The 11,849-nt window shown below is 35.7% G+C and carries 10 protein-coding genes; 3 read left to right on the top strand and 7 right to left on the bottom strand.

Annotated elements, in window-relative coordinates; genetic code table 11:
* Window positions 1-38: 38 nt before the first annotated feature.
* Window positions 39-3,500, bottom strand: a complete 3,462-nt coding sequence (locus H5T45_01375) for a right-handed parallel beta-helix repeat-containing protein (protein ID MBC7128368.1) — start codon at window positions 3,498-3,500, stop codon at window positions 39-41.
* A gap of 88 nt (window positions 3,501-3,588) precedes the next feature.
* On the opposite strand from H5T45_01375, the gene metG reads away from it, so the two are divergent.
* The 3 genes from metG to H5T45_01360 all read left to right on the top strand — a co-directional run bounded on the left by metG (window position 3,589) and on the right by H5T45_01360 (window position 8,064).
* The gene (metG, locus tag H5T45_01370) at window positions 3,589-5,691 is read left to right on the top strand and encodes a methionine--tRNA ligase (protein MBC7128367.1); all 2,103 of its coding nucleotides are present in this window, start codon (window positions 3,589-3,591) and stop codon (window positions 5,689-5,691) included.
* A complete protein-coding gene (locus H5T45_01365; protein ID MBC7128366.1) occupies window positions 5,676-6,308 on the top strand; it encodes a PHP domain-containing protein in 633 nt (210 codons plus the stop codon). The genes metG and H5T45_01365 overlap by 16 nt, the downstream gene beginning before the upstream one ends.
* Window positions 6,309-6,387: 79 nt before the next feature.
* Window positions 6,388-8,064, top strand: a complete 1,677-nt coding sequence (locus tag H5T45_01360) for a DUF1565 domain-containing protein (GenBank protein MBC7128365.1) — start codon at window positions 6,388-6,390, stop codon at window positions 8,062-8,064.
* Here the strand turns inward: H5T45_01360 and H5T45_01355 are convergent.
* From H5T45_01355 to H5T45_01330, 6 genes are read right to left on the bottom strand one after another with little or no spacing between them, the layout of a single operon-like run.
* Window positions 8,057-8,680, bottom strand: a complete 624-nt coding sequence (locus tag H5T45_01355; GenBank protein ID MBC7128364.1) for an N-glycosylase/DNA lyase — start codon at window positions 8,678-8,680, stop codon at window positions 8,057-8,059. The two genes, H5T45_01360 and H5T45_01355, sit on opposite strands and share 8 nt — an antisense overlap.
* Window positions 8,644-9,537, bottom strand: coding sequence for a 3-methyl-2-oxobutanoate dehydrogenase subunit beta (locus H5T45_01350; GenBank protein MBC7128363.1), 894 nt, complete (start codon window positions 9,535-9,537; stop codon window positions 8,644-8,646). The genes H5T45_01355 and H5T45_01350 overlap by 37 nt, the downstream gene beginning before the upstream one ends.
* Window positions 9,537-10,649, bottom strand: a complete 1,113-nt coding sequence (gene porA / locus H5T45_01345) for a pyruvate ferredoxin oxidoreductase (protein ID MBC7128362.1) — start codon at window positions 10,647-10,649, stop codon at window positions 9,537-9,539. The genes H5T45_01350 and porA overlap by 1 nt, the downstream gene beginning before the upstream one ends.
* A complete protein-coding gene (locus tag H5T45_01340) occupies window positions 10,646-10,891 on the bottom strand; it encodes a 4Fe-4S binding protein (protein ID MBC7128361.1) in 246 nt (81 codons plus the stop codon). The genes porA and H5T45_01340 overlap by 4 nt, the downstream gene beginning before the upstream one ends.
* Window positions 10,888-11,439, bottom strand: coding sequence for a 2-oxoacid:acceptor oxidoreductase family protein (locus H5T45_01335; GenBank protein ID MBC7128360.1), 552 nt, complete (start codon window positions 11,437-11,439; stop codon window positions 10,888-10,890). The genes H5T45_01340 and H5T45_01335 overlap by 4 nt, the downstream gene beginning before the upstream one ends.
* A 23-nt stretch (window positions 11,440-11,462) precedes the next feature.
* Window positions 11,463-11,735, bottom strand: a complete 273-nt coding sequence (locus H5T45_01330; protein ID MBC7128359.1) for a DDE-type integrase/transposase/recombinase — start codon at window positions 11,733-11,735, stop codon at window positions 11,463-11,465.
* Window positions 11,736-11,849: the final 114 nt, after the last annotated feature.

Raw genomic sequence — 11,849 nt, 5'->3', positions numbered from 1 at the left:
AGGGATATATTTTTAACTTAAATTAGCCAGGAAAAGCACTATCCATTCCATGTTATTACATCTCCTTTGTTTCTGAATATGAACACTGCGTCTCCTATCGAAATATCGAAGTTGCCAAGTTCTTTCTCAACTATGCATTCAGGGAGCCATTGTTGGCTTGATGCATCCCATCTTCCTACTTTTGTGCAATTTGGTATATTTTTTCCGATATCAAGTGCTTCTGTTGGTAAAACTTTTGTATGGCCTATTAAATTATATCCTCTCCTCAATGTTATATTAACCGATGGCTCAATCTCAGTTCCATCTATACTGAAATTGAAATTGTTTTTCATAAATATCCAGTATCCCTCTCCTGGCTTAAGTTCAAAGTTGCCAACAACTCCAACTACACAGCTTATATATTTCTGCAAAGAAGCATCCCACTTTGTTATAACAGTGCATATATCATAGCCAGCAATTCCATTTATGTAATTTCCCAAATCCTCGGCTGTTAAAATGTCTTCACTCCAGACGGGCAATGTTATCATGTTCCATCCTTTATATAAATTAACTTTTCCAATCCATGGGTCAAAATGGATGTTGTCATTTGCTTGTCCTCCATAAATTTCATCTCCATCGCCATTTGATTGCTCATTAGTTACAGGATCAATCATTTCTCCACTCGGTCCGTTTCCATTTCCCCACCAGTTATAAGTTGCATTTATGTAAGGTGTGGCTGGCATGCCACCAATCCAGTAAACCAAACCATATGTGTTATTGTATATCTTATTCCAGTGAATTTCAGTATCTGTGTTATAGTAATAATTAGAGTCGTCTTCTCCATCTAAATCCCCCCCTATGTATCCCCCATATACATATATTCCTGCTTCATATTCATCATCATGCCCGCAAATTGTATTTCCAATTATTTTTGTATGATTTGAATCTCCTTCTATATCTATATATATTCCACACCAATTATTGTTTGCGATATAATTTTCTATTATTTCATTATAAGGAGAGTTCGATATGAGTATTCCATAACCAGTATTATTTATTACATCATTTAGTTCTATAACATTGTAGGAAGAACCATCAAAGAGAGCCATTCCATAGTACCAACCGCAGTTTTCAATTATATCATTATTAATTATGTTGTTGTGATGGGAATCATATAAAGTTATTGCTCCTGTTCTATCATTTGTAAGATAATTTTCTGAAATTGTTGAATTATTTGTATTGGAGAAATATATTCCTCCACCACTCTCACCGTGGCCATTATCAGAGATATTGTTGCTTGTTATAGTTATATTTTCACCGTATTCAACATATATTCCACAGTAGGAACAATTTTGTATTGTATTTCCTGTTATGTTAATATTTTCACAATAGTCCCATAGATATATTCCGCAATAGGCATCCAGAATTGTATTATTTTTTATAGTTGCATTTGTTTCCCCTTCAAGCATTATAGCATAGCAACTTGGTCCACCAATTATTGTATTGTTGTATATCTGAGTATTATTTGAATATGGCAATGAAATTCCCGCCCTTTTTTCTCCTTCATAGTATCTTGTATTCCAGTTTGCTAAATATTCTAAATATTCCTCACTATCTGGATAATGCTCATCTTCTGGATAAGGATATGTGCTCATGCTTCTGAAAGGCAATGGCTCAACCGTGCTTCCAGTTTCATAATATTTATTCTTGTAGTAATCCCAGGAGTGCAGCAAGTATGTTCTTTCCTTTCCTTCCTGCTCATTTATAGCTGAAAAAACTATTGATATTTCATCTCCGTGGTGCATTATAACAAATTTATCATCTATGCTTGTTAGCAATTGTAAAACATCTCCAAATTTAGTGAAATAGCCAGATGGGCTTGAAAATGTTGGTGGGGCTCTTGTTTTAACTTTGTAATAATCTGGGAAAATTCCTTCAAATTCAGAATATCCTCTGAAATGCAAATCAGCTGAAATCATATCTATTTTATTTATCTCTACTTCTTCTGTTGGAGTTGTATCTACTGCAATATAATCCCATCTAACAGTTGAACCAAACCCTACCCTTATTGAATAATCTGTAATGAATTTTCCAGTTAAGTTTACAACATATGTTCTTGGCATGGCCGCTGGAGTAATTATTTCGTTTCCAGAATAAACATTTCTCCATTCACCGCTTTCATCCTTTACCTGAATGAATCTTATCCAAGATTTTTGTGTCCTTCCAGAAACGCCAGGCGTCCAATCTGCGTAGCCATTCAAGATGAGCTTGATTTCACTTGCAGATGATAAATCATTGAAACCAACTTCAAGAATATTTATATCAGAATTTGCCTCTGTGTATATTCCATCTTTATTAAGAATTTTTGAGAGACAATCTTCTCCATTTTCTTTTGCATAAATTGGTTTAATATGCTCTTTTCCAACTGTATATATCCTGCCAACTTCATTGAGGAGCAATCCAGTATATAATTCTAAATCAGGTGAATGATCGATAGCAAATAATTCTATCAAATCAAGATAAGAAATTTCATCGTATTCCTGTGTTATTTGAATTAGATAATTTCCACTGCTATCTTTTAACTTATCTCCTTCTATTATTGCGAAATCTTCAGGTTGAGGTGGTCTATAGCCATTGTTCATTGGAATTGCAAGAATTCCTCTTCCATTTAAATCAGCAACAAAATTATACTTTTCTCCATCCCAAGTATAGAGGAATGGGCATGAGCCACCATTGCTCCATAAAGTTTGATTTATGAAGTTGTATCCTATTTTATTATTATTTGCATACCAAATGTAAAAGCCGTATCCATTAGCAGTTAAGTTATTATATTCTATTAGGTTGTCATCTGAGTCTTCATCTAGATATACACCATACTCGTTTTCATTGATAGTATTATTGTTTATATTGTTGTTTGAGGAATAATAAAGGTAGATGCCATAGTTATCGTTATCAGAAACATTGCAATTTGTTATGTTGTTATTATTTGAGTAATAAAGATAAATACCAGTGTCTGTATCATTAACTTGGGTATTATTAATCCAGCTATTTATGACATCATAGAAGAAAATTCCCGTGTCTGCCCAGCATTCATAAATTGTGCAATTGTTTATTATTACATTTTGAATTGTAAACGACTCATTATGAACATAAATTCCAGTTGTACCATTAAATATTGTAAAGTTTTCAACAAGAGTATTGTTTGCTTCTATACTTATTCCTATTCCACCTTGAGCATCTATAACTGGGTCTCCAACCAATGAAATTTCCTTATTTATTACAAGGTTTTCTTCATATGTTCCATCATTAACTTTTATTATGTCTCCATCAATTGCTGCATCTATTGCATCCTGAATTGCAGTGTATCCCTCATCTGTTCCTTCATCATATTGCCCGTTTTTATTTTTATCAATAAATATATTTGGAGTTTCTACAATACCCACTGTTGCAACAGGTAGGTTAATCATTGCTATCACTAACCCAAACACAACAAGCCCATATATCAAATATTTCCCCTTCATCGCTTACAAAACAAATTATTATTTATATATCTTTTTATTTTCATATTGCAGACCACAACTTATTTTTAAAGGATAAATATACATGTTTATGGAAAGGATATTCATAGGAGTTGCCTGGCCATATGCAAATGGCTCGTTGCATCTTGGGACGCTCGCTGGGTGTCTCCTGCCCGGCGACATCTTTGGCAGGTATCATAGGATGAAAGGGAATGAAGTTCTCATGGTTAGTGGGAGCGATGAGCATGGAACGCCCATCACAATAACTGCTGAAAAAGAAAAAGTGAGTCCGAAGGAAATTGTTGACCGCTATCATGCGGAGCATGTTAAGAATATAGAGGACTTTGGAATATTTTTTGAAAACTTCTCCCGCACAAGCAATGAATTTCATAAAAGAGTTGTAAAGGATTTTTTCCTTAAATTATATGAAAAAAATTACATTTACAGGAAAAAAATTCTTGCGCTTTATTGCAATAACTGTAATAGATTTCTGCCAGATAGATATGTTGAAGGAACATGTCCATACTGCAATGGGCGAGCAAGAGGAGACCAGTGCATTGACTGCGGAAAAACGCTTGAGGCAAGCGAGATAATTGAGCCAGTGTGCAAAATCTGCGGGAGCAAGCCATTTTTAAAAGAAACGGAGCATTTATTCTTTAAAATATCAGAATTTGAAGATAGATTAATTAAATGGCTTGAAGAAAAGAAATGGTGGCGAGATAATGTTATCAATTTTACGATAAATTTCATAAAATCGGGATTAAAAGACAGAGCAATAACTCGTGACTTAACTTGGGGAGTAGAGGTGCCAATTGAAGGATATGAAAATAAGAGAATATATGTATGGTTTGATGCAGTAATTGGCTATCTCTCCGCTTCAATGGAATGGGCTGAAAAAATTGGAAAAAGCGATGAATGGAAAAAATGGTGGGAGCAGGAGGCAAAGCATTACTATTTCCTTGCAAAAGATAACATCCCTTTCCATACAATAATATGGCCCGCAATGCTTATGGCACACGGCGGGCTGAATTTGCCATATGATGTGCCAGCAAATGAATACCTTACCCTCTCTGGAGAGCAATTTTCTAAATCAAGGGGCATTGGAATATGGCTTCCAGATATAGTCAGCAAATTTAATGTTGATGCAATCCGCTATTATCTTGCAGTAAATATGCCAGAGAAGCACGACACAAGCTGGCAGTGGGAGGATTTTGTTGCAAAAAATAACAATGAGCTTGTTGGAATTTATGGAAACTTCATTCATAGAGTAATTTCATTTGCATATAAGAACTTTGGAAGGGTAACTAAATACAAAAAAGCAGATAAAATTGATGAAATAACTCTTGAAGAAGTCAAAAAGAATTTTATTGAAGTTGGGCAAATGATTGAAAATTGCAGCTTCAAGGAAGGAATAAAAAGAGTAATGAAAATTGCGCAGATAGGAAATCAGTATATAAATGCCTCAGAACCATGGAAGTATATAAAGGAAGACAAAGAAAGATGCGAGAGCATAATAAATGTCTGCCTAAGAATTGTAAAAATTATTGCAATAGCATCCTCGCCCTACATGCCAAAAACAGCAGAAAAAATATGGAAAATGCTCGGCTATAAAGATAGCATCTTTGCCCACAGATGGGATGAAGCTTTAGAAGAAATTGAGGAAAATGAATTGTCATCTCCATATCCTCTTTTCAGCAAGCTAAATATAGAGGATATAATTGAAGAGCCATTTTCAAAACTTGATTTAAGGGTAGCAAAAATAGAAAGCATCGAAGATCATCCAAATGCTGATAAACTATACATAATTGAGCTCGATGTTGGAGAGCTTGGAAAAAGAAAGATTGTTGCTGGAATAAAGCCATGGTATAGCAAAGAGGAATTGCTCGGTAAAAAAATTGTATATCTCGCAAACCTTAAGGAAACAAAAATAAGGGGGGTAGCATCAAAGGGCATGCTGCTCGCCGCCGACATGGGGCGGGCGTTTATTTTGCTCGCAAAAGGTAAGGAAGGAGGAGATGTTTTCGTTGAAGGAATAAAAAAAGAGGCGAAAGAAGAAATAGATTACGAGGAGTTTTCCAAGATAAGGATGCTATCCAGAAATGGAAAGGTTGATTACAATGGCAAGTTCCTGAGAGATGAGGCTGGCTACATAGAAATTGATGGGAATGTTAAGGATGGATGCGTAATAAGATGAGATTTGATTTGCATATACATACAATTTATTCTTCTGATGGAAATGAAAAGCCAAAGGATATTGTAAATTATATGAAAAAGATGAATTTTTCAGGTATGGCTGTTGTTGACCACAACACGCTCAAAGGGGCGAAAAATGCAGCAAAGATTGCTGAAAATTTTCTTGTAATTCCAGGAATGGAAATAAAAACAAAAAAGGGGCATATTCTTGCAATAGGCATAGAAGAGGAAATAAAAGCAAATGAAGATGTTATAGAAGAAATTCATGAAAAAGGAGGAATAGCAATTGTTGCCCATCCATTTCGATTTTCAAAATTAAGGATTGATGCTGATGCAATTGAAGCAATGAATGGGAGGAATTTTCCTTATCAGAATAAAAAAGCAATTAAATATGCAAATGAAAAAAGTATGCCATTCACCGCCGGAAGCGATGGCCACTATTTATGGGAAATGGGAAAAGTATATACTGAAATGAATGCAGAGAGCGTAGATGATGCAATTGAGGAAATAATTAAAAAGAGAGTAAAAATAGGAGGAGAAAACAATTTTTTCAATCCTTTCAAATGTAAAATTTATTCTCTTGCCTCTTTTGTAAGAAGAGGATTTAAAAGAGTTTGATTTTTATATAGTGAGCTCACAACTTTGCCAAATAGTGAAATCTTCGCAACCCTTAAATATAAAAAAATTTTTTAGAACTGTGAAAAAATTATTTAGTCTGCTAATTGGTTTAATCTTTTTATTTACCTTGTCAGGCAGCGGAAAATTATATCCTTATAATATAAAAAATGGGGGCGTATATTATGTTGCTCCCTGGGGAAATGATAGCAATCCAGGAACAATCAATTTTCCATGGAAAACCATTCAGCATGCCGCAGACATGGTAAAAGCTGGAGATACAGTTTATATAAGAGGGGGAACATACAACGAACAGGTTTATATTTCAAGAGAAGGAAATGAAAATGGCTACATCTTATTTTCCGCTTATATGGAAGAGAAGCCAGTAATAGATGGAAAAAATGTAGAAGGAACGGGTGTAGTTATTAATTCCAAATATTTTAAATTTATAGGGATTGAGGTATGCAATTGGAGTGATACAGGAATATGGATTATAAATTCATCCAATATTGAGATACGCGACTGTAAAGTATGGAATGTTTTTTATGGAATTGGTGCTGCAGATGGAACACATGACTTTGTTTTTGAAAATTTAGAAGTATATAATTTCACCCTTTATGGAATAGATGCCTCTCCATCTGGAGGAAAAGACTGTTACAATGGTCTGTTCATTAACTGCACCGCCCATTCCGCCAGCGATATCAGCCAGAATGCGGATGGCTTCGCCCTCGGCCACGGAAACCAGCAAAATTTTTCATTTATTGGGTGTGAATCTTATGATGTATTTGATGGATTTGACATCAGCGCAAAAAATACTACGCTGAGCAGATGTTCAGCCCATCACTGCTGGAATTCTGGCTATAAGTTATGGGAGGATAATATAATGCTTGTCAATTGTTTGGGATACAGAAATGGTATTACAAATGCTGAATTGGACTGGGATGGAAAAGAAGGGAGAATTTTCCTCCAAAACTGCGATTTCGTGGATGCAAAAATATACAATATATGGGTAGAAAATTCCTCCGATAGCTTGTGCATGTATAATTGCATAGTGGCGGAAGGAGATAACATCGGTTTGGCATTTGAAGAAATGAGTGTAGAAAATTATCACGGGGATTATAACATATTCCACAATGATAATGCAGATAGAGCTATTTCAGTTGCATATACTGAGGAATTTTCATTAAACGATATTGAAAAAGGGGGCTGGAATATCTACAGCAAGCAAGATGTCAATTCATTAGTTTGCTTTGATATTGATAGCTTATTTATTAGTTTGGAAAACTGGGATTTCCATCTAAAAGAAGGTAGCATTGCCATAGATGCAGGCACACCATACAATGCCCCACCAATTGATTATGATGGCATACCAAGACCACAGGGGGACAACTACGACATAGGGGCATATGAATATATAGAGGAAAAAGGTGATGTTGAACTTTATATCGGTGCGGGTATTAATAGCGAACTAAGGGAAGAGAAGGATTATGGATTTGGATATGTTATTGGTGTTTATAATGGAAAAAATGAAGCAATTAATGCATCTTATTATGTAATTTTTAATGTGATGGGTAGGGAGCACAATCAGAGTGACGAATTTGATATTCCTCCACACATGATAATGGGAGAAGCTTTCTTTATAATAACCTTTTCTAAAATAAAAGTTTATCTTGAAGCGGGAGGAAAGGAAAAAACAAGAAAAGGTTTTGTTGTAATGGGTTTAGTAATATTTTCCACAAAAGAAAGCACTTCTACTTAAAAACTTCTCCAGTGGCTTTGCACCACAAAAGCAAGTCAAGATGGCTCATAGGTATTGATATCTCTTCTGAAAATTTCTTCATTTTTTCCTCGATTTCAAGATATTTTTTTCGAGAGAGATGAGATGGTATTTCATCTATTACTCCAAGATTTTTCAAATTTTTCAATATATGCCTGTCAAGAATTGCAAGATTTAATCCAATTCCTATATTCCTCAAGAAATGGCTTGCTTCTTTATATCCCATACCCTTTATATTTTTAACAAGATATTCTCTTGCTTCCTCTCCTTCCATACCTTTTATATTTTCAAATATTCTATCAAAATTTTTCATTGCATTCAAAACATATTTTGCTTTCTTATTTTTAAATCTTATCCTGCTTATTTCCTTCCTTATTTCCTCCTCACAAACTAAATTTTTTTCTAAGATATTTTTTGCAGCACACCAGCAATATTTTGCTTTTGATTGAGGGGTAAAAATGCAGAATATAAGTTCTGCAAGAATTTCTTCCTTATTTTTTTCCTTTTTGAATTCATCTATCCTTTTTTCTATATCCTCTCTCCTTTTTTCATACAAAATTTTTATTTCATTGAGTAAATCTTCCTGTAATGCTCCCATTTATCATCAATCCATTTCTTAATTTTTTCAATATCCTCTACTCTAAGATGAGCAAACCTTCCCTGCATTTTAAGCCATTCTTCAATTGACTTCCTTTCCTTTCCTTCCAAAATTTTTTTGCTTTCAAGATTGAATTCAATTTTTCCATCAATTGCTTCATAAAGAACCCATGCTCCTGTTTCAACAGCGAGCCTCGCCATCTCAACTGTTTTGCTCATATCAAAGCGCCATCCAGGCGGGCAGGGAGCAAGAATTTCTATATAGCGCGCCCCCTTAATCTCTTTCGCTTTCTTCATTTTTCTGTATAAATCTTCGGGATATGCAATTGTTGCAGTTGCTACATAAGGAATGCGATGAGCCATTACAATTTCTGCAAAATTTTTCTCATATTCCTTTTTCCCGCTCCATGTTGTTGTTGTCCATGCGCCGTATGGCGTGGCTCCGCTTCGCTGTATGCCCGTGTTCGAATACATCTGATTGTTGTAGCAAACATATATGAAATTTGTCCCTCTTTCAAGCGCTCCAGATAAAGCCTGTAAGCCAATATCATATGTCCCTCCATCTCCAGCCCATACAACAGGCGTGATATCATCTCTTCCAAGCATTTTAAGAGCAGAAGCAACTCCACTTGCTGCAGCAGCACTTGCCTCAAATGCAATGTTCAGTGTTGGAAATGCAAAAGATGTCTTTGGGTATAGAGATTGAATTACAGCACTGCATGAAGCGGGAATAACAAATATAACCTTTTTACCAAGAGCTTTTAATGCGGTTCGCAGGGCAATTGTAATGGGACAGCCAGGGCAGGCAGCATGCCCTTTTAGAATATATTCTTCTTTTGGCAAATCTTTTATTGCCATTAGCTCACCTCAAATGGATAAAAACCTTCCTTCCCTTTTTTTGCAAGCTCATAAATTCTTTCAATATCCTTATAGCTAACATCCATCCCTCCTATCCCTCCTATGAAACCATATGCTTCCTTTACTTTTCCCTTAATTTCATTATATACTATCCCTCCAAGCCCTGGAGAAATATTTCTATCAATTACAATCAACTTATCATATTTTAATTTCTCAAATGGCAGAGGGCGATGCGTTCGCAAATTTACTACGCCTACCTTTTCTCCTTTGCTTCGAAGCCTTTCAACCGCAAACTTTGCCTCACTTGCTATGGAAGCCATCGCAACTATTACATAGTCAGCATCCTCACATTTATATTCATCCACGAGCCCGTAGAAGCGGCCGAATTTTTTTCCAAAATCTTCGCCTACTTCTTCAATAACTTTTTTTGCTTTCTCCATCGCAAGCATCATATCATACCTTACCTTTGCATAATTTAATGGCTCAATTATATTACCATGAGTTATTGTTTCATCAACAATGCTCCATGCCGGCTTAAAAGGAGGTAAAAATTCATCTATCTCCTTTTGAGAAGGAATTCCAGCGGGCATTGATGTATGGCTTAATATAAATCCATCGTATGAAATCATCGCAGGAAGCATCACCTCGCTACTTTCAGCAATTTTATATGCCTGTATAATTGTATCAAAAACCTCCTGATTGCTTGAGCAATAAAAATGAAGCCATCCAGTATCGCGCTGTGCCATCGAATCATTTGCATCGCTCCATATATTCCATCCGGGCCCTATTGCGCGATTCACATTCACCATCACAACAGGCAGGCGGGCAAGCCCCGCCCAGTGAAGCATTTCATGCATCAAAAGCAAACCATGGGAGGAAGTAGCTGTAAAAGTTCTTACCCCACAAGCTTCGGCCGCAATGCATGCTGTCATTGCTGAATGCTCTGATTCAACTCTTATAAATTCTGCATCAAGTTCTCCCTTCTCAACATATTCAGCAAGCCTTTCAACAATTGTTGTTTGAGGGGTTATAGGATATGCAGCTATAACTTTTGGTCTCGCCATTTTTGCTGCAAGAGCAGAGATATGATTTGCTGTATCTATTACTATCATTTTCCCTCCCTCTCCATTGAAATCGCTTTTACAGGGCATTCATTTGCACATATTCCACAACCCTTGCAGTAGTTATAATCAATAACTGGAAATTGCTCAATTTCTATTGCACAATCTGGGCAGAAAATCCAGCAGCGATAGCATTTTATGCATTTCTGCTCATCCACTACTGGCTTAAATACACGCCATGCTCCTGTTTTCCCCATCGCTCCTTCAATTGGATATGATATTGCGGTTTTCATATTTTCACCCTTTCATAAGCCAATTTTGCTGCATTTATATTGCCCTGAGAAATTTTTTCAGGAAATCTTTCCTTTATTGCTTCATATAAAGCTTCTATCTTTACTCCATCAATTAGCTTTATAAGTGCTCCAACTATGGGAGTATTTACCACAGGTATTCCTCCTACAAGAATTTTATTTTCTATTGCAATGCTCGTTGCATCAACAGTAGCAACCTTAAATGGAAAAGAAAAGTTAGATGGCTCGCGATTGCTGTTCAGCAAAATAATTCCTTCCTTTTTCAATCCAGCAGTCACATCAATTGCATCTATTATACCTATATCAAGCACAACAACAATATCTGGCTCCTTTATTTCACTCCTCAAAAGAATTTCATCATCACTTATCCTTGCAAAAGCTCTTACTGGCGCCCCCCTGCGCTCTGCTCCAAAGAAGGGAAAAGATTGAACTCCTCTATTCCCGCTTTTCAGGGCGGCACTTGCGAGAAGATTTGCAGCTGTAACAGCGCCTTGACCACCTCTTCCATAAAATATTATTTCTTTTAGCATTTTGGTAATGTATTACAAATCAATTAAAAAGTTTTTCCTCCTGTATTGTCAAGTAACATCGGTAACATTTTTTGAAAAATATACATTGGCAGGATAATCATGGATACCCATGTGGTATCTATGATTGTTAAACCATTCAATAAATTCCTGAAGTAATAAAAGAACATTTTCAGAAATTCTTCATTGAAAGTTCTTATGGCTCTTTCAATCTTTCCTTTTGTTTGTGGATAATAGGGAGGAGTATATTCAACTTCTATACCTTCTTTCTTACACCATTTTTCAATAGTTTCTTTCAAAGAATGGGTCACATCTTCTGTTTTTATTCTATCATAAATGTTACAGTGTAATCTTGAATTACCATCAATGACTATTAGAGCATATTGTTTTCTCCCCTCTATATTGAGTGGACC

This window comes from Thermoplasmatales archaeon, assembly GCA_014361245.1.
In the GTDB taxonomy this organism is placed as follows: domain Archaea; phylum Thermoplasmatota; class E2; order UBA202; family JdFR-43; genus JACIWB01.
The sequence above is the reverse complement of the archived record's forward strand: the minus strand, read 5'-3'. Positions and strand labels throughout refer to the sequence as shown.

Excerpts from the sequence above, each read along its gene's own strand:
- H5T45_01355 (MBC7128364.1), bottom strand. The coding sequence starts at position 8,680 with ATGGGAGCATTACAGGAAGATTTACTCAATGAAATAAAAATTTTGTAT.
- H5T45_01335 (MBC7128360.1), bottom strand. The coding sequence starts at position 11,439 with ATGCTAAAAGAAATAATATTTTATGGAAGAGGTGGTCAAGGCGCTGTT.
- porA (MBC7128362.1), bottom strand. The coding sequence starts at position 10,649 with ATGATAGTAATAGATACAGCAAATCATATCTCTGCTCTTGCAGCAAAA.
- H5T45_01350 (MBC7128363.1), bottom strand. The coding sequence starts at position 9,537 with ATGGCAATAAAAGATTTGCCAAAAGAAGAATATATTCTAAAAGGGCAT.
- H5T45_01365 (MBC7128366.1), top strand. The coding sequence starts at position 5,676 with ATGCGTAATAAGATGAGATTTGATTTGCATATACATACAATTTATTCT.
- H5T45_01375 (MBC7128368.1), bottom strand. The coding sequence starts at position 3,500 with ATGAAGGGGAAATATTTGATATATGGGCTTGTTGTGTTTGGGTTAGTG.
- H5T45_01340 (MBC7128361.1), bottom strand. The coding sequence starts at position 10,891 with ATGAAAACCGCAATATCATATCCAATTGAAGGAGCGATGGGGAAAACA.
- metG (MBC7128367.1), top strand. The coding sequence starts at position 3,589 with ATGGAAAGGATATTCATAGGAGTTGCCTGGCCATATGCAAATGGCTCG.